The organism is Ulvibacter sp. MAR_2010_11, from assembly GCF_002813135.1.
In the GTDB taxonomy this organism is placed as follows: Bacteria; Bacteroidota; Bacteroidia; order Flavobacteriales; family Flavobacteriaceae; genus Altibacter.
The window spans coordinates 2,881,714-2,905,593 of the sequence record NZ_PHTY01000001.1 but is presented as its reverse complement, the minus strand read 5'-3'; the positions used below and the strand labels follow the sequence as shown (position 1 = coordinate 2,905,593).

The window sequence follows — 23,880 nt, the reverse complement described above, 5'->3', positions numbered from 1 at the left end:
ACGAACAGTTGAGGTAAAAAGACCGAGATCTAACTCTAACCATCGTAAAAAAAGCGAAATGTTCCTGAGCATTAGAAAGGCAAAAAAAAGTGAAATTGATTGGATAAATGAGCGGTACAAAGAAATTAACTTTGTCGGATCTACTTTTGAAAATGAATTTATCGCAATTGCGGAATGTGATGCTACACCTTCCGGACTGGGAAGATTGGTTCTCATAGATGATGACAATCTGGAGTTAGGAGGGATGTATGTTTTTGATGCCTATAGGGGACTACATATTTCGGAAGAAATCATTAAATTTCTGCTACTGAAGAATACGTTGAGACAAGAGACTATCTGGTGTTTACCCTTTCAGCATCTCAAGCATATTTATGAGCGCTTCGGGTTTAAAGAATACAAGGGGATCCAAGCAACTATTCCTCTTCAAATTCGTAATAAATATAGTTGGTGTGCAATAAATTATCCCACCGGCGTAAGTTTACTTTATAAAATCAAAGAATAACCATGCCACAGATTATCGATTTAAGTCAGGAAATTTATTCAGGCATGCCTGTATATAAAGGACTTCCGGAGGTGAAAATGACGGTGCATGCCACCCATGAAGAATGGGACAACATTGAAAACCCAACCACTTCAACTCCCAGTGTGTATAAACTGGAGTTAGGAGAACATACCGGGACACATGTGGATGCTTTAAACCATATGGCAATTGAAAATAAAGGTCAATCCATAGATACCATGCCGCTTTCAATGTTTTATACTGAAGGGATTTGCCTGGATTTCTCGAAGAAGGGGCTAGGTGAATTAATTTCGGTGACAGATATCCGGCTGGCATGTGCCAAGGCAAATCTGGAAATTAAAAAGGGGGATACTGTTTTGTTGTATACGGATCATTATCGAAAATATTTCGGCACGGAAAACTGGGGCAACGGACCCGGAATAACGGCCGAAGCTGCATCTTGGCTGGGAAAAAAGGAAATAGCCGCTTTTGGAGTTGAGACGATGTCGCCGGGAGTGCCTGCTGTTTCAAATAAGGAGGTGCATATCATTTGCGGAGCGCTAGGATTTACCCATTATGAGAACATGATAAATCTGCACCTATTACTAAATAAAGGCCGATTTAGATTTATTGCTTTCCCTTTAAAAATTAGGGGAGGAACAGGCTCTCCGGTACGTGCTGTGGCGGTTTTTGAAAACCTGTAATGGTTGCCCTTAGTACACAAAAATTGATTACTTTAGATATTATAAAATTCTAACTCATAAATTGAGTGAGCCAATTTTAAAAGTAATCATTTAAGCGTGAATCTCTACATCAAAAATATGGTTTGCAACCGATGCATCATGGTGGTAAAATCTGTGTTTGAACAACACGGATTTGAACCCGAATATGTAAGTTTAGGGGATGTAAGTTTAAGTGGTGAAATTACGAACGATGAAAAACAATTGTTGGTGACAGCGCTGGAAGAGTTTGGTTTTTCAATTATAGATGATAAAAAAAGTAAAATAATTGAAAAAATTAAAACATTGATTGTTGAATTGGTGCATCGGCAGGACAATGAAATTAAAACCAATCTCTCTACTTATTTGAGCGAGCATCTAAATCACGACTACAACTATATTACCAACCTGTTTTCGGAGGTAGAAAGCACTACAATCGAGAAGTATTTTATAGCCCAAAAAATTGAACGAGTAAAAGAACTCCTGGTATACAATGAACTTACTTTAAGTGAAATTGCATTTCTACTAAATTATTCCAGCGTAGCTCATCTTAGCAATCAATTCAAAAAAGTAACCGGACTCACTCCAAGTCATTTTAAAGAAATTCGCGCAGACAAACGCAAATCATTAGACGAGGTATAATCTTATAAATCTTTCCAAAAAAGGTGTAACATACTTTCTTGTTAAGGGAGCCAACTTTGTATTATAATTTTTAAATACAATTTTCATGGCAACTTTAGCAACAAAAACAATATATATTCCTTTGGAAGGCGTGGAGAGTGAACATTGTGCTCTTATAGTAGACAAGGGGTTACAGCAATTACGACATCTTCAATCTCATAAAGTAGAATTAAATAACAATAGAGCGGTTATAGTATCGTCTAAGCTAAGTTCTGCCGTTCCTGAGGCCGTACATGCTATTCGCGAATTGGGCTATGGAGTTACAACCATAAAAAGCACTTTTCCGGTTTTAGAAATGACCTGTGCCTCTTGCGCGATTAGCGTAGAAAGTAGCATCAAGTATTTGGACGGGGTTGTGAATGCTTCGGTGAACTATGCGTCCGCTTCAGTAACGGTAGAATATCTTCCCAATACAATTACGCCTTCCGGCTTAAAAGATACTGTACAATCTATCGGGTACGATTTGTTAATTGATACAAATGAAAATACCACTCAAACATTAGAAGAGTTGCATGAAAAAAAGTTTAAGCAATTAAAATGGAGAACCATCAAGGCAGTTTTGTTTTCGATTCCTGTGGTAACTATCGGAATGTTTTTTATGGAGATGCCCTATGCAAATTACATTATGTGGGTATTGTCCTCGCCGGTGATTCTCTGGTATGGAAAAGATTTTTTCATAAATGCTTATAAACAAGCCAAGCATCGTTCGGCTAATATGGACACCCTTGTCGCTCTAAGCACGGGAGTTGCCTATGTTTTTAGTGTGTTTAACACCTTGTTTTCCGATTTCTGGCACGCAAGAGGTATACACGCACATGTTTATTTTGAAGCCGCTGCAGTTGTTATAGCTTTTATTTTATTGGGGAAACTCTTGGAAGAGAAAGCAAAAGGAAACACCTCCACGGCTATTAAAAAGCTGATGGGGTTGCAGCCAAAATCGGTAATTGTAATCAATACCGAAGGACAACATATTGAAACATCCATTGATAAGGTAAATACAAACGATGTGATTTTGGTTAAACCGGGAGAGAAAATTGCAGTAGATGGTGTGCTAATCGATGGAAACTCCTATGTAGATGAAAGTATGTTGAGTGGAGAACCCCTACCGGTCTTAAAAAATGAAAAAGACAAAGTCTTTGCCGGAACAATCAATCAAAAGGGGAGTTTTCAATTTCGGGCCGAAAAAGTAGGCGCCGAAACCATGCTGGCTCAAATCATTAAAATGGTACAGGATGCACAAGGAAGCAAAGCACCTGTACAGAAATTGGTAGATAAAATTGCCGGAATTTTTGTTCCTGTTGTTATAGGAATAGCATTAGTCGCATTTGCCTCCTGGGTAATTTTTGGTGGTGAAAACGGTTTTACTCAGGGACTTATAGCACTGGTAACTGTTTTAGTAATTGCTTGTCCGTGTGCTCTTGGACTGGCAACACCAACCGCAATTATGGTAGGTGTGGGAAAAGGTGCCGAAAATGGTATTCTTATAAAAGATGCCGAAAGCCTAGAATTTACCAAGAATGTGAATGCAATCATTCTGGATAAGACAGGAACAATTACTCAGGGTAAACCCGTTGTTACCAATACGGCTTGGCTGGAGAATTCTGAAATCACCAAGCAGATACTCTATAGTATCGAAAAGCAATCTGAACACCCGCTGGCCGGAGCCGTTGTGGATCATTTAGAAAATATGTCCCTGATAAAAATTTCAGAGTTTGAAAGTATAACAGGTAGGGGAGCAAAGGCGATTGCAAATAAAGAGCTATATTATGTTGGAAACCGAAAACTTCTTCAAGAGAATAACATTTCAATTTCTTCGAAATTATTAAAAAGCGCAGATCCTTGGAGCACCGAAGCCAAAACAGTTATTTGGTTCGCAAATGCTACCGAAGCCCTTGCGGTTTTAGCGATAGCAGATCAGATAAAGGAAACTTCCTTAGAAGCCATAAAGCAAATGAAGCAGCTAGGAATAGAAGTTTATATGCTTACCGGTGATAATGAAGCTACGGCCGCTGCTATTGCTGCCCAAACAGGGATTAGCGACTTTAAGGCTGAGGTGATGCCCGAGCAAAAGGCAGCCTTTGTAAAATCATTGCAAAATGAAGGCAAAGTGGTTGCCATGGTTGGGGACGGTATTAATGACAGTGCCGCACTGGCTCAGGCCAATGTGAGTATTGCCATGGGCAAAGGGAGTGATATTGCCATGGACGTGGCTAAAATGACTATTATATCATCCGATTTAACTAAAATCCCCATGGCTATTAAGTTATCCAAGCAAACGGTTGCTGCTATTCGCCAGAATCTCTTTTGGGCCTTTATCTACAATATTATTGGAATTCCCATTGCAGCGGGAGTACTGTATCCCTTTAACGGGTTCTTATTAAATCCGATGATTGCCGGTGCCGCCATGGCCTTTAGTAGTGTAAGTGTGGTTGGGAATAGTTTGTTGTTAAAACTGAAAAAATAAAATCCCAAAATAATACAACATTATTCAAAAATAATACAACAGTTAATCTACTGATACTTAAGAATTTTACAGTATAACAATCTTTAAAACTATACATTATGAAAACTTTAAAAATTCAAATTCCAAACATGCAAAGCTCCCATTGTCAAATGCGAGTGAACAGCGCCTTAAGCACAATTTCCGGAGTGACAAATATTACCACACAATCCGGAGAGGCAAGTATTAAAGTTCCTAATAATACAACTTCAGTAGCGGTAATTGCTGTAATAGAAAAGGCAGGCTACTATGTCACAAATGTAGGGGTTAATTTCCCCGGGATGCTTTTTAGTGCCGACTCAAATATCCAACATGTTTATTCTTAAAAAGATACTTAAGGGTAAGTATACTCATACTTGGCATAAGATTTGGTTGCAATCCGGAATACTTTAAATTCGAAAAATCGCATCATGAAAAGTTTAATATACGTCATATTCGTAATTCTTTTTACAGGATGTGGTCCTACATCTGAAGCAGTCTATTTTAAAAGCCAATCGGCACTTATTACCCAATACAGAAAAGCAGGGATGCTGGAATACAATTCCAGATTCAACGATAAGATGATTTCATTCTTAGAGAAAGATCAACCCCAACTTATTAGTTCACATACCTATGCATTGATTGTAAAAGTTTCAGAAAAAGTGAGGAAAGAAAAACCGGGAATAGGTTGTTATCAATTAGATTGGATAGATTCTACTTCAAATATAAGAGGTAAAATACTTCTGGAATGGCATCCCACCGATGGAGTTATTATTCGCTTTTTTACTACTTCTGAAGCGAGTATGAGCCGGTTACCGGATCAGTCTTTTTAATGATTTTAATACGCTTGAATTATGATATTATCTGTAAAAAATATGGTGTGCCCAAGATGTATTTTTGTTGTGGGTAACGAACTTAACCGGCTTAATTTATCTCCCGAAAGGATTGTAATGGGAGAGTTGGAACTCAAGGATAAAATCAAAAAAGAACAATTTCAAATGCTGAAAAATTGATTCGCAAAAACGAATCTATTAATCTTAATTAATTACACAATGGAAACAATAAAATTCAAAACAAATATTAAATGTACCGGCTGTCTTTCGAAGGCAACCACTAAGTTGGACGAAAAATTAGGTGAGGGAAACTGGGAAGTAGATCTTTTTACACTCAAAAAAACATTGACTGTTACCTCAACTAATATGAGTGAGAGCGAAGTAATCGCTGCTGTTAATGAGGCCGGTTATACAGCCGAAAGGTTATCTTAATTAGCACTGAGATATTATAAGGGAATCACGGAGGATTATGGCATCTGTGATTCCCGACCGCTTATGCTTTTTAATTTTTAAGGTGAAAAGGGCCAATTTCTTAATCTAGAATAATTTTTTTGTCGTCTAAAAACTGGAAATTTGTAACGTTAAAAGTGTTGAATTGCAAATTAAAATCGGAATGCAACCAATTATTCATAAAAAAGAACATTTCAAGAATGACAGGAAAATTATGCTGGCAATCCTGGAATTACTCTTGGTATATGGATTTATTTTTAATCCATGGACGACGTTTCCATACAGATTTATCATTGTGAGCGCAATAGTGCTTATTGTCACTTACTGGAAATACAAATCGTTTACACCTCTTGGATTAAAGACGAATGTTGGTGTTGTAAAAACAGTAATCATCGCGTTATTACTGTTTCTAATAATCGAGCCGGTATTCGATTTTATTATTCAGCCATTAATAAACCGACTCACTCATAAAAATCCGGACTTCTCGGCATTTCAGGCCATTGCAGGAAATACATCTGCCTACCTGAAATATCTGTGTTTTGCCTGGATTAGCGCGGCGATTGGAGAAGAACTTTTGTTTAGAGGTTATATGTTTAATCAGCTTAAATTAATTCTGCCCAATTTCAAGATAAAAACTGTCGTAATAGTTGTAATAACTGCGATTTTATTTTGTTTACCGCATGCATATCAGGGAGTTGGCGGAGTTATTTCAACCTTTGTATTCGGATTGATTTTTGGAGCGGTCTATGTTAAAACGAACTATAATCTTTGGATAGCAATCCTTTTGCACGGGTTGATTGACAGTTTATTTCTTACGCTGGCTTATACGAATAAACTGGGCTACTACAGCAGCGGTATTTTTTAAAAGTATATATCGAATAAAAGCAATTTAATTGATATGAATCTTTAAATAAACTTAATTGAACCGGATCCAAGACGAACGGCAGTTTCAATTTAAGCGAAAATTTTTGAGTAGGAGTACCCCGAACCTATTCTTTAAGTACAAATTACAGGTAATACGTTGCCTTTTATACAAGAAAAATGATGATAGAAACGAACAAACTGATTTCGGAGTTGACAGAGTTAACCCGGCAAAACATTGAAAGCGTTGAGCGAATGCTACCATTACCAATGGATGAGCTTAATTGGAGAAAGGACCCCACCAGTTGGAGTGTGTTGGAATGTATTTCACATTTAAACAGATACAGCGACTTTTATATCCCGGAAATTAAGCTTGCGGTAAATAAAAATAAGTTCCCTTCAGATGCCATTTTTTATCCGGGTAGATTGGGTAATTATTTTACAAATGCGATTCGGGTTAAAGGAGCATTAAGAAAAATGAAAACTCTCAAAAGTATGGATCCTATAGGCAGTACTCTGTCTAAGGGAACATTGACGCAATTTATTTTGGATCAGAAACAGCTTTTAATGTTGCTGGAAGATGCGGAAGAGGTGAACTTGAATAAAACAAAAACTGCCATAAGTGTTTCAACACTCCTAAAATTGAAGTTGGGAGACACTCTGAGGTTTGTTGTTTATCATAATGAAAGACACATACTTCAGGCTTTTAAAGTTTTAGAGCTACAAAAAAGTAAGGTGGTACTCGAAAATGCGATTTAGTGAATAAGCCTGCATTAAATTAATTTTTTGAAGGTTGTGGTGTTTAAATAATGTTGAGTTGATGGTTTACTTTTTGTGATTCCACAATCACCGTCACCTTATGGTAAAGTCCGAAGAATGCTAAGGCTATTTTCGGGCTTTTTTTTTCAAATGGACGGCTAAAGGTCACCCGAATTGAGAAACCAGGATTATTTATTCAATCTTGTAAAGAGCAGGGTGTCGGTATTAAAACAAATTCCAAGAATTCACTACTAATTTATACGCAGCTAAATCAGGTCCGATTTCGCTTTTATCTGTTTTACTAGGGATAATTAAGAGTAGATATTAAAAATCACACATTTTTATACATCTAAAAATCAATTAATTATATATTTTGTTAAACTTTTTCTAAAAAAGGTTAAACAAAATATATATTGTTTAGTTTTGATCAAACATTAAAACTATACGATATGAAAAATGTAGTACAAATTCTTGCAGTGGCTCTTATTTCGGCCACCGCATTTTCGCAAACAGCCAGGGTAAATGTTATACACAATTCTGCAGACGCTGCGGCCGAACAAGTAGATGTGTATTTAGATGCGGCCCTCGCACTGGACAACTTTACCTTTAGAACTGAATCCGGATTTATTGATTTTCCTGCAGAAGTTGAAGTAATTATAGGAGTTGCACCTCCAAATAGTACAAGTTCCGGCGATGCAATAGCTTCTTTTCCTGTAACTCTTATGGATGGAGAAACATATATAGTTGTTGCAGACGGAATTGTTAGTCCTACGGGCTACGATCCTATTCAACCCTTCTCATTAGAAGTATATGCAATGGGTAGAGAAACAGCCGCTGTCGCAACAAATACAGATGTACTGGTACACCACGGATCTACCGATGCACCTACTGTAGATGTTGTTGAAACCGGAGCCGGAGCCGGAACTATAGTAGATAACATAACATATTCAGAATTTCAAGGGTATTTAGAATTACCAACTGCAGATTATGTCTTGGAAGTAAGAGACGAAACCGGAACTGTTGGTGTAGCTGCTTATGAAGCACCATTGGCCACACTTAATTTGGATGGAGCAGCCTTAGTGGTATTGGCTTCAGGATTCTTGAATCCTGCTAATAATAGTAATGGTCCCGCTTTTGGTCTATGGGTTTCAACAGGGGCCCCCGGCGCTTTACTGGAATTACCTTCAGCAGCCTTGGGTGTGAACGATTTCGACATTACTTCTTTTGCCTTATATCCAAATCCAACAACTGAGCAATTAAACGTATCCGTAAGCGGAATCGAATTAGCCAATTACAATGTTTCGATTACCGATATGTTAGGAAGAACAGTTTTGAGTAATCTAACTGTGACAGACAATAGTGTAGATGTCACTGCTTTACACGGAGGCATTTATCAGCTTAGCATTATGGACGGCACAACTACAATTGCTACAAAAAAGTTTATCAAGCAATAGGTTTGTTTTAAATTGCTCCTCAATGACCTGCAACTTAAGTTGCAGGTTTTTTTTGCAAAGAGCAACCATCCAATTTTTAATTCTAACTTACGGTATTCCATTCCACTTTTAAAAATTTTAAACAGTATCACATTTTTCGATTCCATTTTGGCTTCAAAAAGATTAAAATGACTTATGTCATAGTACCGTTTACTTCTTACAATTATTTTAGTGGCCATATAAACTAGAAGATGCTTTCTCGATACTTACCCGTTTTTATAATTCTATCACTGATTGCTGAAATTTTAGGGACTGTAGGTGGTTTTGGTTCATCGGTCTTCTTTGTTCCGGTGGCTAATTTTTTCTTGGATTTTCAGTCGGTGTTGGGGATCACCGCATTATATCACGTATCCAGCAACCTAACAAAAATTGCTTTTTTCAGAAAGGGATTGGATAAAAAGGTGCTAGTACAATTGGGGGTACCCGCAGTTGTCTTTGTAATAGTTGGCGGATATTTTAGTCAGTTTTTAGATCCTGTAATTTTAACGTATTCGTTGGGGATTTTTCTGGTGGTACTTAGTTTAGTTTTTCTTATTTTCAAGAAACTGGTTATAAAAGCAACTGCAAAAAATGCCTTTATAGGTGGGACACTTTCAGGATTAAGTGCCGGTATTTTGGGTACGGGTGGTGCAATTAGGGGTATTACGTTGGCAGCTTTTAAAATGAACAAAGACAAATTTATAGCTACCTCTGCAGTAATAGATTTGGGTGTAGATTTAAGCAGAACCATTGTCTATTACTTCAATGGCTATATGCGTAAGGATTTACTATACCTTATTCCAATTTTAATAGTAATAGGAATTTTAGGGACCTGGATAGGCAAACTGATACTGAATAAAATGTCCCAAGAGCAGTTTCGCTACATCGTCTTAATACTGATCTTGGGAATTGGTTTAGCCAGCATAGTGAGTAATTTATGAGGCGATTAATTTGGGAAGAAATTCGAGGGCATTAGTATCTCTATCTTTAAAGTACTTATAGGCGTATTTTTTAATCCAAATTTCATCCAAAAATTCGATAAATGCCGGCAGCAAATGATTTTGGTATTGTTTTACCTAGATTTCTTTGCCATTCGGCAATCTGTGTTGATATAACGTGTAATCATCTTTACTTTTCGGAAAGTTTTTTTCTAAATAATCATCAAAATGCAACCCTACACTAACTTCCGGATGCATTTGTTTGCCCGTTAGCGCTTTATTGGGTATTAGATAGCCTAATTTTTCAAAACGGCCGTAGAGTCTAATAAAGAGTTCGGTCAATACGGAAAAGTATCCGGTTGCAATACGGTCGTAGTTGTCATTAAAACGAATAACAAAGTTGGGAATTTCCAAGCGTTTCGTAGTATAGTAACCTCTTATTCGTATTAAGGGTAAAACTTGATTTGTAACCCATTCTCTGAAACGCTTTGCACTGGTGGTATCACTTCGGAAAATTAAGGCATAGAGTCCGCTTTCTGAAACAAGATTCACAGTTTTTTTCTTTCCGTCTCTGAAAATTTCCGAACAAATTCTTTCATTTTCGTCCAAGCTGTCCAAAACTTCAACGGGATCGTTTAGTTCTAATATTTTTGTTACATCGTCTGCAACGAACCAAATTTGGTTGTCAATTTCGACCGACATCAATTGCTGAAAATAATTGAGAGGCTTTTTGCTAACAGTTCTCGTTTTCATCTCATATATAATTTACACCATAAAATTATGCAGTTCATCGCTCAGTTACTATGAGAAATATCAGGTTATGTAACTGATTTATATCATTTATTTTCCGGGTCATGAAATCTATTTTTACTGCTTAAATAAAGGTATTGAGCAAAACCATTTCCATAATGTTAAAAACCAAGCGTTTCTTTGAAGAGATAGGTGATATGACCTATTTCGCACTTCGTTTTTTTAAGGAGGTGGTTACCGCTCCGTTCGAATGGAAGGAATTGCTTCGACAGTGCTATCAAATGGGAAACCGCTCGTTTTTACTTGTAAGTGTTACAGGTTTCATTCTTGGATTGGTATTCACACTGCAGTCCAGACCTACCTTACTCGAATTCGGTGCTGCATCCTGGATGCCCTCAATGGTAAGCATTTCAATTGTTCGTGAAATTGGTCCCGTTATCATTGCCCTTATTTGCGCGGGACGAATAGGATCTGGTATTGGGGCTGAACTAGGCAGTATGAAAGTAACCGAGCAAATTGATGCCATGGAGGTTTCAGGCACAAATCCGTTTAAATATTTGGTGGTGACCCGAATTTTAGCAACTACATTAATGCTTCCACTACTTATTTTAATGGGCGATGCGGTCGCGCTTTTCGGCTCGGCTATTGTAGAAAATCTAAAAGGTGAAGTTTCATATATGCTATATTTTAACAAGGTTTTTGATGCGCTCAAGTTTAGTGACATCATACCGGCTACAGTAAAATCATTTTTCTTTGGTTTTGCCATTGGCTTGGTAGGTTGTTATAAAGGGTATAACTGCTCAAAAGGTACTGTTGGAGTAGGCGAGGCCTCAAATGCGGCAGTTGTCTATACTTCCATGTTACTCTTTGTGATAGACTTTATAGCCGTATTTCTAACCGATATTTTCTTTGAGATATGAAAAACCCCGTTTTAGAAATAAAGGATTTACGTAAAAGCTTTGGTGAGAACCACGTTTTGAATGGTTTTAGCCTCAAATTGTATGAAGGTGAGAATTTGGTCATCATGGGGAAGTCCGGATCAGGAAAATCAGTGATGATTAAATGTTTGGTTGGTTTAATGACTGCCGATAGTGGGTCGATTAGAATAAAAGATTTTGACATTATTTCACTCGGCAGAAAAGAATTGGATGTATTGCGAACTGAAATTGGTTTTCTTTTTCAAGGTAGTGCATTATATGATTCTATGACCGTGCGGGAAAATTTAGAATTTCCTTTGCGTAGAAACAAGGACAAAGTAGATGCTTCTAAAACAACCGAAGAATTAGTACTCGAAGCCTTAGGAAATGTTAGCTTATCACACGCTATCGAGTTAATGCCTGCAGAACTCTCCGGAGGAATGCAACGACGGGTGGCTCTGGCAAGGGCTTTGATATTGAAGCCAAAAATTATGCTGTATGACGAACCCACCACTGGTCTCGATCCGATTACATCAAAGGAAATCATTCAATTAATGCGCACGATTCAAACCACCTATAAGACTTCATCTCTAATTATTACACACGACGTAGACTGCGCAAGAGTTATAAGCAATAGGATGATTTTATTGGTGAATGGAATTAATTATGCCGAAGGTTCTTTTAAAGAATTATCTACTTCCGAAGATCCAAAAATTAAAGCCTTTTTTAAAAATTAAAAACTATGCAAAAATCAGCTTCCCATAAGACCCGAGTCGGAATATTTGTTGTTGTTGGCACCATGATTTTGGTTGCAGCACTATATTTCATTGGCAATAGACAACATATCTTCAGTAAAAACATCCAGATATATGCCGTTTTCCAAAATGTGAATGGGTTACAATTGGGCAATAACGTTCGCTATTCAGGGATCAATGTAGGTACTGTTGGTAGAATTGAAATGGTTGACGAAGCTAGGATTGTGATACAAATGATGGTGGAAGAAAAAACAGGAGCATTTATAAAGAGAGATGCGATTGCAACCATTGGATCAGATGGATTGGTGGGTAGTATGGTAGTTAATATTCTTCCAGGAAAAGCAAATCTGCCAGTTATTGTATCCGGAGACACCATAACTACCTACAGTAAAATTGGGGCCGACGATATGCTTTCGACACTCAATGTGACAAACGAAAATGCAGCTTTACTTACGGCAGATTTGCTTAAAATCACGAATAAGATTTTAGCGGGTGAAGGTGCATTGGGAGCACTCATCACCGATTCTACTTTAACAAAAGACATACGTGCAACCTTAGAAAATTTAAAAAACACCACCAGTGGCACCAACCAATTCATTGCCTCCATAAACCATAAGGTTTCAAAAATTGACATGAAAGCAAGTACAGTGGGGGTACTGCTAAATGACACCATCGTTGGGAACCAAATGCAAAGAATAATTTCGAATTTGGAACAATCAAGTATAGATGTTTCAAAGACCACGGAGGATCTGGAATCGATTATTTCAGAAATAAAAACATCTAAAAGCACCTTCAATTACATTACAAAAGATGAATCATTGCCTAAAACAATCGATTCGACTATGATAATAATAAAGGAAGCTTCACAAAGGTTAAACGAAAATATGGAGGCATTGAAGCATAATTTTTTATTCAGAGGTTATTTCAGAAAACAGGAACGCGACCAAAAGAAAAAAGACAAATCCTCAAACGACTAAAAATATCGAAAATAGACAATTTAATAGAAGTTGTGATTGAAGATTAGCGCTCCGTTGAAACTACTTTTTTGAAAAAACTACAAAATGACTCTTTGAAAAGTTATGTAACAACAGTTATCAAAATTCACCAACTTTACCAATACCTTAGTGTAAAGATTAAAGCAATTTTGAAAAGAACATATTTACAGAGTCTTTTGTTTTTAAAATGCCCACACTGTCGCCAAGGAGAATTTTTAGAGGCACAACTATATAAATTGTCCTATATGAATAAAGTGAAGGAAAGTTGTCCCAGATGTAATTTAAAATATTCCATAGAACCAAGTTTGTGCACAACGTCAAGGTATAGGTCTTATGGCCTAGGCATTTCAATTGCAGTTGCGATGAATACGAAGTGCTAGAGAGTATCAAAAGCAACGCTTTTAACAATAAGGATGAGCGGTTGGATAATTAGTTTAGGTTCAATTCTTTCTTTGCTAAATAAAAATCGACTTTTTCACAGCTATCATCATTAATACGTTCTTCCATTTGTTGTAAGGTTTTGGGTGGTGGTACAATTACCTTATCACCTTTTTTCCAGTTAAGTGGTAGTGCTACTTTATGCTCATCACTTACTTGTAGTGCTGTGAGAGCCCTAATTATTTCATCCATATTTCTGCCTACATTTAAAGGGTAATACATTATGAGCCGGATTCTTAAATAGGGGTCTATAAAGAATACAGCACGTACGGCGGCAGTTTCGCTTTCATTGGGTTGTAGCATTCCATAAAGCTTGGCAACTTTCATATCGATATCGGCAATAATGGGAAATTCAAAATAAACACCCGTCTTTTCTCTTACATTATTGACCCATGCCAAATGAGAATGAATACTGTCTATACTTAATCCTATTAATTTTGTATCGAGTTTTTCAAAATCCTTTTTTCTTTCGGTAAAGCCGGTTAGCTCTGTGGTACAAACCGGTGTGAAATCGGCAGGGTGCGAAAAAAGAATGACCCATTTTCCACCGGCATAGTCTGATAGCTTTAGTTTTCCGGGAGTTGTTATGGCGTCAAAATCCGGTGCATTGTCACCAATCCTTGGGATAAATGTTTTTTCAATTTCTTGAGTGTCCATTGATTTATTTTTTAAAAGTTTTAAGTAAATGTAGACAGGAAGGAGGGTTCCTAAAATGATAAATATCAGTTCGATATCATTGTTACTATGATAAAAGTCATAGCATACACAATTCATACGAAGTATTTTGGCCCTGTAAAAGGAAAAATAATGAATACAAAACTTAAAAACAGATTGCTTTTTATATTCAGTTTTGCCATGCTTCTGTTTGCGTTTGCAATTTGGTACAAAGTGGCCTATTCTATGGAAGTAGCGGAAATCAAATTAGTTAATAGTACGTCGTTACACACCAAAATTTTGGTAGCCAGTCAAGGGAGCGATTTTAAGGAGGCCGTGGTGATTAATATTATAAATTTTTACAAAAAAGATTCGATTCATATAAAAAAAATAGATGTGTCACAACTACAGCAGGTTCAAGCTCAAAATTACTCCGCAATAATTATTTTGCATACTTGGGAATATGGTAAGCCCCCACGCGGGGTAACTCAATTTATTACAGAAAATGAACAGCTAAAGCATAAAATGATTGTCTATGCCACATCGGGAGCGGGGAGCAATAAAATAGAAGGTATTGATGCAATGTCCGGTGAATCCATTATTGAAAAGGCCAGCGATGTTTCAGATACAATTATAGAGAAAATAGAATATATATTAAAAAAGCGATAAAAACTTTAAATGGATTATTTCGAATTTATAAAAGAATGGTTTAACACCCATCCAACCACGACCAGCATTATTAAATATATAATATGGTTGTTATTTGTGGTAGGAGGGATTCAGTTTTTGCGTCGCTATTTTAAAAAAAGCATCGCTGACACCTCAGCCCGTTATAAGACTCAAAAAGCGATTGAAATTGGAGGTTATTTACTTATAATTCTTCTTACCATTTCCTATTTTACCGGGAATATTAAAGATTTCACACTTGCTATTGGTTTGTTCTCAGCTGGGATTGCTATTACGCTACAGGAATTATTCTTAAGCCTTGCAGGTTCCATCTATATTTTTTTGGTAAAAGTTTATGCTCCCGGTGACCGTATAGAAATGAATGGTATTAAAGGAGATGTAATAGACATAGATAGTATTTACACTACAATGATGGAAATAGGTGAGTGGGTGTCGAGTGATAATTACAGTGGTCGTATTGTGAAATTAAGCAATGCTTTTGTCTTTAAGGGTCCCATTTACAATTACACGCAGGACTTTCCCTTTATTTGGGATGAATTAAATATCCCCATTAGATATGGCTCGGATACAGAACTTGCAAAAAAAATTATTGTATCGGTTGCATCCGAAATCTTAAGTGAATATACACTGGCTTCAAAGAAACAATGGGAAGGGGTGGTCAACAAATTCTATATTGAAGACGCCATAGTAGAACCCACTCTTGCCATTACCCTAACCGACAACTGGCTAAAATTTAACCTTCGTTATATTGTTAATTATCAAAAAAGAAGAATGACCCAACATCTTTTGCACGATACCATTCATACTAAAATAAATGAAACCAATGGCAAGGTTGTGTTAGCATCAGCAACAATTGAAGTTATTCGGATTCCTGAACTTAAAGTTGGCAAAGATCTCAAATAATTCAATTTCCACAGACTGACAAATATCATAGTTTTCTGTGCCCATATCGGGTAAATTTGATTTGCAATCTTAATGTAGAATTATGACAATAAATATTCAATTTGTAAAGATGAAGACCAGCGAAAGTATGTCTGCTTATACAACCAAAAAACTTCAAAAAATTGAAAAAAAATATGAATGGGTTGTACGTATTGAGGTGTTCTTTAAAAAGGAAAACGACCCAACCGAAAAGGGACATATTTGCGAAATGGAAGTAAGTCTTCCGGGTCCCAAGATTTTTGCCACTTCAAACGAAAAAAACTTCGAAATGGCAGTTAAAGAGACTATATCAGATCTCGAAAAACAACTAAAAAAACGAAAGCAAAAATTTACTAATCAAAATATATCTTCATAGATGAAAAAAATACTTATTCCGGTCGATTTCTCAGAACATTCAGAATATGCTTTACAAGTTGCGGCAACCCTGGCAAAAAAGCATGGTTCGAAGTTGGTGGTATTACACATGATGGGTTTATCTGAAGCAGTACTCACGAAAGATGAATCGCAAGAGATGTTCCAGGCTATTTATTATATGAAATTGGCAGAAAAGCGATTTAATGCCTTTTTAGAGAAGGATTATTTGAAGGGTATAGACATCCAAACTACCGTTCAGAATTACAAGGAGTTTCACGAAATTGATAAAGTAGCTAGAGATTTTGACGCCGATTTTATTGTTATGGGGTCTCATGGTGCTAGTGGTTTGAAAGAAGTATTTGTAGGTTCTAATACTGAAAAAGTTGTGCGGTATTCGGCGTTGCCGGTGTTGGTTGTAAAAAATAAGATTAAGGAGTTTAAAATGGAACGCGTTGTATTTGCGTGCGATTTTAATCTGGATTTTATTGAACCCTTCAAAAAGGCTTGGAAATTTTTCGAAACTACAAACACAAAATTTCAGATAGTCTTTATAAATCTACCCGATAAATATTTAAGTACTCAAGAAATGGAGGAGAGGGCATTTCAGTTTATACTTCGAACAGGACTTGATACTTCGTTAATGAACGATATTGTTTATTATTGTGATTACAATTTTGAGAATGGTATCTACAGTTTTAGTAATAAAGTAGACGCCGATTTGATAATTGTTCCCACCCATGGTAGAAGAGGCTTGGCTCATTTCTTTTCTGAAAACCTAGGGGAATCATTAATGAATCACAGCGATATTCCCATAATGACCTTTAAAGTGTAATCTACACCAAGAAAATAAAAAAAGCAGGAAAACGGGAATCGTTTTTCTGCTTTTTTTATTGGGTAGCGTTTCGAATTAAATTAGCGCTTTAAAAGCAACCTAAAATGATTTAATTATCGCAACAATATCATTTTTCTGAAGGACACCGGACTGTCTCCAAACTTGTTGCCCATTTTTGAATAATAAGAGCGTAGGTACACCTTTAACTTGATACTTGGTGGCCAACGGCTGATTTTTATCAACGTCAATTTTCACGATTTTAACAGCATCGCCTAGTTCTTCTTTAACCTGTTTAAGAATTGGAGCAAGCATTTTGCATGGTCCGCACCATTCAGCAAAAAAATCGACAAGAACCGGAGTTTCAGAATTAATTATGTCTTTAAAATTATTCTTCATCCGGGGGAATTGAGTTTTTTACTGTTTTATAAAGATTCTTTGAGTTAATATAAGGACTTTTTTTAAAATCGGAACGATATGATGTGAGTGCGTAAAACAACCATCCGAAAGATATTAAAATTAATATTCTCTGAGAAATACCCTGGTATTGGGGTAGTTGATATTGTAATATAGAGAGTATTATTACTATTCCAATTACAGCTGCTGTTTGCATTTTATATAGGGGTACTCTAATTTTAAAATAAATGCTAATACAGAGTAATAAAAAACCGAAACCTGCCAATTCAGAAAATAAAAAATGTAAGGCATCACTGGTATGATTATATTGAACTAGCGCATTGGATCCGGCCGCTTGATATACTGCCATCATTCCTAAAGAAACCCCGAAGAAATACAAAACCACCAATTGTACCCATTGGTCTTTTAACGTGTATGAACCGTATATAAGAGTTGCGAGACACATAAAACCAAAAGTAGTGTTCATAATCCAGTTGCCCTGCATTTGTTGAGCCCCCAAAGAACTGAGATTGTTTTCGATTAATTGGGTGCCAGCGCCGTTGAAAAGCGGCAGTACAAACGACACCACTACAAGTAGCAAATAGGCACAAATATATATGTAGGCGTAGCGCCGCATATTATAAAATAAGTGGATTAAGTTTGTACTTTTTAAGAATAGGTAGTACTCTTTCCAAGGGAATTTCTACTGAAAACGTTCCTGTATATGAAGGACATATTACACAATCGTCAAAATAGTACTCTACTTTGAAATCATCCACAAGAAAATTGTCTTTATTTTCGAAAAAATCATCAAATGAAATTTCCCAGCAATCGTAGTAGATTTCGCCCGAGTTAATTTTTTCATTAAGAACCTCATTTAAAATTTCAGTCATTTCCTCTTCAGTACCTACATTAAAAAAATCTTCATAATTCATAAATACCGATCGTCTCAAGTCAAAATTTAAACAATCAAAACTATAGGATGGGTGCAAGGTTCCGGAATAGTAATTTTCCTTGTAAAAAAGCACACTAATAAGTCTTTTATTCAGGTTATACACCTTATAATCTACGAAGCGCTTTTCTTTAAACCGATTGATTCTTAACGTATCACAAATCAATTCTTTATCTTCAAGAATACTGGCTTCGACCCCTGCAATATTCATGTAGGTTTTCTCCAAATATTCATTAAAGTTGCGATATGAAGCTTTAAACTCTTCATTTAAATAGGGATATGTGAAATCGATGAGATATAAATCTTCATCCTTTTTGAATGTCTTTTGAATAATTAAATTTTGCAATTCCTCCTTATCGTCTTTTTTATCTATTAGGTTTTGCCTTTTTATCACCACAGATTTGGTTTTTCTCAATTCGTTGTCATTGCTGGAATAGACAGTGTCAAAAGGCATCGTCTCTTCAAACGGCTCGCTATTTTTTTTAGTTGTAACCTTTATGTTGTTATCATCATTAGGTTGCGTTTTGTCTTTTTTACAAGAAAAAAGGAGTAAAATTATAAGCGATAAAATATGGTATTTCATAATTGAGGATTTAATTTTTATTTAAAAGAATCTGAAGATTAGTAATCATTATAAGTTCACTTTTATTGGAGCCATTAAAGGCATCTGCTATACTTTTTACGGTATTCATTATAAGATCTTTGCGTTTTTCTGAAAAGAGGTTCTTGTGGTCCTTGTAATAATCTACAAAACTCTCAAAGCAATCATTAGCATCCATTCGCTCATAATCAAACCATTCGAATACGATAGAGATTTGATACGCGGCGTCTGTCCCAAATTGATCTTCAAAATCATCCTGTTTCTTCCATTGATCTTCCACCAGTTGTGTTAACATCTTATATTCTGCTTCACGTACTATCTTATCTGAAGCTGCAACAGCGTAGAACAACTCTCCTATTTTTTGATAGAACAATAATTCAGGGGAACTTACTTTTTCCATTACTTAAAATTTTTCTTATGGTAAAAATAGCGTTGGTAAATGAAATGTTCTATGATATTTATCAGTTCGATATTAAGTATCTTTATGCAATGGAAGTTTTTAAAAAAGGAAGCAATGTATTCAAGATTCTTTCTGAAGCAATTTCAGAAGGCATTGTTATCGTTAACAAGTCGCAGACTATAGTGGCTACTAATATGGCTGCTAATGCGTTGTTTGGCTATTCAGAAGAAGAACTTAAAGGGCAACATCTTGACATCCTTATTCCAAAGAAGTACCATAATAACCATCACAAACACGTGAGTGGTTTTTTGAAAAAGAGTGATAAAAGACAGATGGGTCACGGAAGGGATCTATACGGACGTCGCAAAGATGGTTCTCAATTTCCGGTAGAGGCGGGACTTAATCCATTTACAGTATACGACCAGGATTATGTTATGGCTTTGGTCATTGATATAAGTGTTAGAAAAAAAGCAGAACAGGAGTTGAAGCATTGGGCAAGTATATTTAATGAGTCGCTCAATGAGATTTTTATTTTTGATGCCAGAACCCTCCTTTTTTTGGACGTGAATAAAGGTGCCAAAAAGAATATTGGATATACCATCGAAGAGTTGCACAAGATGACTCCCGTAGATATTAAACCGGAATTTAACAAAGAGCAGTTCCTCAAAAAGATATCTCCATTGCTGGAAGGTAGGGAGGAAAAGTTAAAATTTAATAGCATACATCAACGCAAGGATGGTAGCACGTACCCGGTGGAAATACATCTTCAAAAATCGGTGCATGAGAATAGTGAAACACTGGTAGCAATAATTCTCGATATTACCGAACAAGAAGAATACACTCAGAAATTAGAAAATACTGTTGCCAAAAGAACGAGACAGTTGGAAGAAGCACTTACAAAAGAAAAGGAGCTAGGGGAGCTAAAAACGAAATTTTTGTCCTTGGTCTCACACGAATTTAAAACGCCTTTGAGCGGTATTCTCACTTCTGCAACCCTTGCGGGAAAATATGAAAAAGAAGAACAGCAAGACAAGCGAGAAAAGCATCTTAAGACAATTCAAGGCAAGGTAAAATATCTCAATAATATTATAAATGATTTTCTTTCCATTGAAAGATTGGAGAGTGGAAAAGTAAATTATAAGTACTCTAACTTTCCGTTAAGCAAGGTGATTAATGAAGTTATTTACGATGCTAACATGCTTTTGAAAGAAGCACAGAATATAGAATATCCCGAGAATATCGATGCTGTTTTTTTAGATTTTGATGAAAAAATTCTGGAGTTGGTTTTAACCAATCTTATCAATAATGCGATAAAATATTCTTCTGAAGACTCAACAATTTACTTAACTGCAAATGAGAAGAATAATCGTTTAACAATAACGGTGAGTGACGAAGGAATTGGTATTCCTGAAGCAGAACAAAAGTATGTTTTCAACAGGTATTTTCGGGCAGAGAATGCACTGCTTAATCAAGGCACCGGTATTGGGTTAAACATCGTAAAGACTCATTTGGAGAATTTAGGAGGGTCAATTACTTTTACAAGTGTTGAAAATAAAGGAACTACGTTTACGGTAGAAATCCCAATGAAAACGACTTAATATACAATATGAAGACAATTCTGTTAATAGAAGATGATACCGCCCTACGTGAAAATACGGCAGAACTTTTGGAACTTGAAAATTATACCGTATTTACTGCACCTAACGGTCGTGTTGGTATTGAGATTGCCAAAAAGCAACTCCCCGATATTATTGTTTGTGACATCATGATGCCCGAAGTAGATGGTTACGGTGTTTTGGAAGCAGTGTCTTTAGAGCCAAGTACAACCCAAATTCCGTTTATCTTTCTATCGGCAAAAACGGAGCATAAAGAAATTAGAAAAGGCATGGATCTTGGCGCCGATGACTACCTCACAAAACCCTTTGAAGAATTTGAATTATTGAGTGCCATAGAAAGTCGTCTGGCCAAGGCTGAGATTCTATCCAAAATGAGCGACAGTGCTTCAAAAAAAAAAGAAAATGAAGGAGACGTTCACAATCTAAATGAATTAAAGAATCTGTTTGACGATACCGGAATAATTAAAAGCTTCAAGAAAGGCGAAACTATTTACAGGGAAGGAGCGCATTCTAACAACATATATCTTATACTTGATGGCATTGTAAAAAGTCATAAGATGGAGGAAAGTGGAAAGGAATTAATTACTGCACTTCACAAGCCCGATGATTTTTTGGGCTTTACATCCTTTGCAGACAATTTTCCATATCAGGAAACTGCCACAGCTGTTGAAGAAGTGCAACTTGCCGGAATTTCCAAATTAGTATTGAAAAACATTCTAGGGAGAAATCAGAATGTTTCTTTAGAATTGATGAATGTTCTCACCGAGAATATTTCAGAAATAAAAGAGCAACTTTTGCAAATGGCCTATAGTTCTGTTCGAAAAAAAACGGCACAAACCATTCTTCAATTCACTCGCATTATGAATACCAAGCCCAATGAAGCCATTAGAATTTCACGTAGTGATTTGGCAAGTGTGGCAGGCATCGCAACAGAAAGTTTAATACGCACACTTTCAGAATTTAAGAAAAACGGATTGATCGAGATTGAGGGGCGAAATATAAAAATTCTTCAACTAAAGGCCTTGGAAGACATGGAATAACTGATAAACTGATTTTTATCATATATCACTAAAGGGCTCATTGATACTTTTGTTTTAACAATAAGTACAATGCAACAGATTTTAATACCCACCGATTTTTCAAAGAATGCTTGGAATGCGACGACGTATGCATTGCAGTTTTTCAAAAACCAAAATGTCACTTTTCACTTTCTACATATTGATATTTCAATGCAAGCGCCTGGCGATAAAGAACTTCACTTTGCAGGCCTAGCATCGAAGAAAGAAATCTCAAAGAGTTCTAAGACCGAAATGAACGTTTGGTTGAAACAGGTCTACGCTTACCATCCCAATACGCGACACACTTTTAAAGAAGCAATTATTCAGGCATCGTTTATTGATGGGATAAGGGATTACAACTCTAAAAAAAATATAGAATTTATGGTAATGGGTACCAAGGGGGCTTCCGGCCTGAAAGAAATGACAATTGGAAGTAAGACGGGTGCAGTAATTACACGGGTAAAATGCCCAATTTTGGTTGTTCCTGAAGACGCACGCTTTAAAAAACCCCTTACTATTGGTTTTCCAACAGATTTTAATATGCTATATAAACACAGAATTATTAAAACCTTATTGGACGTCACTAAAATTAATCAATCGTTCATAAAAGTACTTCGTGTAGCACAGAATCAAAAACCTTTGGATAACTTTCAAAACACGAACAGAGATTTGCTCAAACTGCAGTTAAACGAAACTCCACATAGTTTTCATGTAATTGAAAATCCAAATCTGGAAAATGCATTACAGTCGTTTGTGAATTCAATGCAAATAGATATAGTAGCAATGATTGCGAAAAACCTCAATTTCTTTCAACGAATCCTGTTCAAACCACAAGTGGCTCGAATTAGCTACCATATGCAAATTCCTTTTTTGGTTTTGCACGAATAACATTATTGTTTGGCATTTTGTGAGTGACACAATAATTTCCTACTGATAATTGTCATTTTTTAAATTGTCTTTCTCGCTTAGATTTGAAATGAATAAAAAACTCTTATGAGAAAGATAATAATTCCCACCGATTTTTCTGAATCAGCAATGACAGCCATTCGATATGCGATGGAACTTTTTAAATACGAAAAGAGTGAAATGATAATTATGAACGCATTTGCAGATGATGTATATGAAAATACAATGGAAATGGATCGCGAGTTTTTTGAAGAGTACAAGCAAAAAACCAAGGAAGCAACAGAACGTGCATTGCAAAAAATTGTTGCCGAAATGTTAGCCATCTCTTTTAATCCAAAACACACCTATAATTATGTAGCCTCCTTTGGAAGTTTAGTTGATGAGGTAAATGATTTGGTAGATAAGCATAATGCTGATGTGGTAGTGATGGGGACTAAGGGGAAAAGCAATAGAGAACAGGTAACGTTTGGGAGTCAGACACTTCAGGTAATCAAGTATGTAAAGTGTCCTGTACTGGCAGTCCCTGTAGGCTATAAAGGATATCCTCTAAAAAACATTTTGTTCCCTACAGATTATATGCTTCCTGTGGGTCGACGCGAATTAAAACTTGTAAGTACGTTAGCAGCTCGCTTCGTCTCGAGGATTCAATTTTTACATATTTCAGATGTAAGTAATCTCTCTCATAGACAGATGGACAACAAAATATTTCTGTCCAAGTGCTTTGAAGATAATCAAGTGTCGCACAAAAAATCGGCCGGAAATGATATTACCCAAATAATAAATAAAACCATAAAAGAAGCTTCAACAGATATGTTAGTGATGGTGAATCATCGCCATTCTTATCTTGAAAACATTTTTTATCAGTCTACCATTGAGAAGATCGGACTTGAAATAAACATTCCTTTTCTGGTGCTTCAAAATTTACAACGCAATTAAACC

28 protein-coding genes are annotated in these 23,880 nt (G+C 36.2%); 22 read left to right on the top strand and 6 right to left on the bottom strand.

The window, feature by feature from the left end:
- Window positions 1-58: 58 nt before the first annotated feature.
- The 11 genes from ATE92_RS13365 to ATE92_RS13315 all read left to right on the top strand — a co-directional run bounded on the left by ATE92_RS13365 (window position 59) and on the right by ATE92_RS13315 (window position 9,694).
- A complete protein-coding gene (locus ATE92_RS13365) occupies window positions 59-502 on the top strand; it encodes a GNAT family N-acetyltransferase (protein ID WP_100804187.1) in 444 nt (147 codons plus the stop codon).
- Between the two features lie 2 nt (window positions 503-504).
- Window positions 505-1,203 (top strand): cyclase family protein, encoded by a 699-nt coding sequence (locus ATE92_RS13360; protein ID WP_100804186.1) that lies wholly within the window; start codon window positions 505-507, stop codon window positions 1,201-1,203.
- Window positions 1,204-1,320: 117 nt separating this feature from the next.
- A complete protein-coding gene (locus ATE92_RS13355; protein ID WP_100804185.1) occupies window positions 1,321-1,860 on the top strand; it encodes an AraC family transcriptional regulator in 540 nt (179 codons plus the stop codon).
- 85 nt (window positions 1,861-1,945) lie between these two features.
- Window positions 1,946-4,363, top strand: a complete 2,418-nt coding sequence (locus ATE92_RS13350) for a heavy metal translocating P-type ATPase (protein ID WP_100804184.1) — start codon at window positions 1,946-1,948, stop codon at window positions 4,361-4,363.
- Window positions 4,364-4,461: 98 nt separating this feature from the next.
- Window positions 4,462-4,725, top strand: a complete 264-nt coding sequence (locus ATE92_RS13345) for a heavy-metal-associated domain-containing protein (protein ID WP_100804183.1) — start codon at window positions 4,462-4,464, stop codon at window positions 4,723-4,725.
- 84 nt (window positions 4,726-4,809) lie between these two features.
- On the top strand, window positions 4,810-5,211 hold the full coding sequence (locus ATE92_RS13340) for a hypothetical protein (RefSeq protein ID WP_100804182.1): 402 nt from the start codon (window positions 4,810-4,812) through the stop codon (window positions 5,209-5,211).
- Between the two features lie 219 nt (window positions 5,212-5,430).
- Complete coding sequence (locus ATE92_RS13335; RefSeq protein WP_100804181.1) at window positions 5,431-5,643, top strand: heavy-metal-associated domain-containing protein; 213 nt, start codon at window positions 5,431-5,433, stop codon at window positions 5,641-5,643.
- 181 nt (window positions 5,644-5,824) lie between these two features.
- Complete coding sequence (locus tag ATE92_RS13330) at window positions 5,825-6,526, top strand: CPBP family intramembrane glutamic endopeptidase (RefSeq protein ID WP_157809644.1); 702 nt, start codon at window positions 5,825-5,827, stop codon at window positions 6,524-6,526.
- Window positions 6,527-6,702: 176 nt separating this feature from the next.
- Entirely contained in the window at window positions 6,703-7,281 is a 579-nt protein-coding gene (locus ATE92_RS13325) for a DinB family protein (RefSeq protein ID WP_198515626.1), read from the top strand.
- 449 nt (window positions 7,282-7,730) lie between these two features.
- Entirely contained in the window at window positions 7,731-8,735 is a 1,005-nt protein-coding gene (locus tag ATE92_RS13320) for a DUF4397 domain-containing protein (RefSeq protein ID WP_100804179.1), read from the top strand.
- 230 nt (window positions 8,736-8,965) lie between these two features.
- On the top strand, window positions 8,966-9,694 hold the full coding sequence (locus ATE92_RS13315; protein ID WP_100804178.1) for a sulfite exporter TauE/SafE family protein: 729 nt from the start codon (window positions 8,966-8,968) through the stop codon (window positions 9,692-9,694).
- 135 nt (window positions 9,695-9,829) lie between these two features.
- On the opposite strand, the gene ATE92_RS13310 is transcribed toward ATE92_RS13315, so the two are convergent.
- Window positions 9,830-10,444, bottom strand: coding sequence for a BRO family protein (locus tag ATE92_RS13310; RefSeq protein ID WP_198515625.1), 615 nt, complete (start codon window positions 10,442-10,444; stop codon window positions 9,830-9,832).
- 155 nt (window positions 10,445-10,599) lie between these two features.
- Here ATE92_RS13310 and ATE92_RS13305 point away from each other — a divergent pair, with 155 nt between their 5' ends.
- From ATE92_RS13305 to ATE92_RS13295, 3 genes are read left to right on the top strand one after another with little or no spacing between them, the layout of a single operon-like run.
- Window positions 10,600-11,361, top strand: a complete 762-nt coding sequence (locus ATE92_RS13305) for an ABC transporter permease (protein ID WP_100804445.1) — start codon at window positions 10,600-10,602, stop codon at window positions 11,359-11,361.
- The gene (locus ATE92_RS13300; RefSeq protein ID WP_100804177.1) at window positions 11,358-12,095 is read left to right on the top strand and encodes an ABC transporter ATP-binding protein; all 738 of its coding nucleotides are present in this window, start codon (window positions 11,358-11,360) and stop codon (window positions 12,093-12,095) included. Before ATE92_RS13305 ends, ATE92_RS13300 begins: the two co-directional genes overlap by 4 nt.
- Window positions 12,096-12,100: 5 nt before the next feature.
- Window positions 12,101-13,090: an MlaD family protein gene (locus ATE92_RS13295; RefSeq protein WP_100804176.1), complete on the top strand. Its 990-nt coding sequence runs from the start codon at window positions 12,101-12,103 to the stop codon at window positions 13,088-13,090.
- A gap of 447 nt (window positions 13,091-13,537) precedes the next feature.
- Here the strand turns inward: ATE92_RS13295 and ATE92_RS13285 are convergent, their stop codons facing one another.
- Window positions 13,538-14,203, bottom strand: a complete 666-nt coding sequence (locus ATE92_RS13285; protein WP_100804444.1) for a peroxiredoxin — start codon at window positions 14,201-14,203, stop codon at window positions 13,538-13,540.
- 150 nt (window positions 14,204-14,353) lie between these two features.
- Here ATE92_RS13285 and ATE92_RS13280 point away from each other — a divergent pair, with 150 nt between their 5' ends.
- The 4 genes from ATE92_RS13280 to ATE92_RS13265 all read left to right on the top strand — a co-directional run bounded on the left by ATE92_RS13280 (window position 14,354) and on the right by ATE92_RS13265 (window position 17,015).
- On the top strand, window positions 14,354-14,869 hold the full coding sequence (locus ATE92_RS13280) for a hypothetical protein (RefSeq protein WP_157809643.1): 516 nt from the start codon (window positions 14,354-14,356) through the stop codon (window positions 14,867-14,869).
- A gap of 9 nt (window positions 14,870-14,878) precedes the next feature.
- The gene (locus ATE92_RS13275; protein ID WP_100804174.1) at window positions 14,879-15,790 is read left to right on the top strand and encodes a mechanosensitive ion channel family protein; all 912 of its coding nucleotides are present in this window, start codon (window positions 14,879-14,881) and stop codon (window positions 15,788-15,790) included.
- Window positions 15,791-15,872: 82 nt separating this feature from the next.
- The gene (gene hpf / locus ATE92_RS13270; protein ID WP_100804173.1) at window positions 15,873-16,184 is read left to right on the top strand and encodes a ribosome hibernation-promoting factor, HPF/YfiA family; all 312 of its coding nucleotides are present in this window, start codon (window positions 15,873-15,875) and stop codon (window positions 16,182-16,184) included.
- Window positions 16,185-17,015, top strand: coding sequence for a universal stress protein (locus ATE92_RS13265; protein WP_100804172.1), 831 nt, complete (start codon window positions 16,185-16,187; stop codon window positions 17,013-17,015). It begins immediately after the preceding gene.
- A 99-nt stretch (window positions 17,016-17,114) separates the two neighbouring features.
- Here ATE92_RS13265 and trxA read toward each other — a convergent pair whose 3' ends face one another.
- The 4 genes from trxA to ATE92_RS13245 are packed head-to-tail and all read right to left on the bottom strand — an operon-like array spanning window position 17,115 to window position 19,361.
- A complete protein-coding gene (gene trxA, locus ATE92_RS13260) occupies window positions 17,115-17,411 on the bottom strand; it encodes a thioredoxin (RefSeq protein ID WP_100804171.1) in 297 nt (98 codons plus the stop codon).
- Window positions 17,401-18,045, bottom strand: coding sequence for a DUF998 domain-containing protein (locus ATE92_RS13255; RefSeq protein ID WP_100804170.1), 645 nt, complete (start codon window positions 18,043-18,045; stop codon window positions 17,401-17,403). The genes trxA and ATE92_RS13255 overlap by 11 nt, the downstream gene beginning before the upstream one ends.
- Window position 18,046: 1 nt before the next feature.
- A complete protein-coding gene (locus ATE92_RS13250; protein ID WP_100804169.1) occupies window positions 18,047-18,943 on the bottom strand; it encodes an RsiV family protein in 897 nt (298 codons plus the stop codon).
- Window positions 18,944-18,953: 10 nt separating this feature from the next.
- Window positions 18,954-19,361, bottom strand: coding sequence for a hypothetical protein (locus tag ATE92_RS13245; RefSeq protein ID WP_100804168.1), 408 nt, complete (start codon window positions 19,359-19,361; stop codon window positions 18,954-18,956).
- Window positions 19,362-19,450: 89 nt separating this feature from the next.
- Between ATE92_RS13245 and ATE92_RS13240 the strand changes: the two genes are divergently transcribed.
- From ATE92_RS13240 to ATE92_RS13225, 4 genes are all read left to right on the top strand, one after another.
- Window positions 19,451-20,959, top strand: coding sequence for a PAS domain-containing sensor histidine kinase (locus ATE92_RS13240; protein WP_100804443.1), 1,509 nt, complete (start codon window positions 19,451-19,453; stop codon window positions 20,957-20,959).
- An 8-nt stretch (window positions 20,960-20,967) separates the two neighbouring features.
- The gene (locus ATE92_RS13235; protein WP_100804167.1) at window positions 20,968-22,017 is read left to right on the top strand and encodes a response regulator; all 1,050 of its coding nucleotides are present in this window, start codon (window positions 20,968-20,970) and stop codon (window positions 22,015-22,017) included.
- 69 nt (window positions 22,018-22,086) lie between these two features.
- Window positions 22,087-22,923 (top strand): universal stress protein, encoded by an 837-nt coding sequence (locus ATE92_RS13230; RefSeq protein WP_100804166.1) that lies wholly within the window; start codon window positions 22,087-22,089, stop codon window positions 22,921-22,923.
- A 105-nt stretch (window positions 22,924-23,028) separates the two neighbouring features.
- Window positions 23,029-23,877, top strand: coding sequence for a universal stress protein (locus ATE92_RS13225; protein WP_100804165.1), 849 nt, complete (start codon window positions 23,029-23,031; stop codon window positions 23,875-23,877).
- Window positions 23,878-23,880 lie beyond the last annotated feature (3 nt).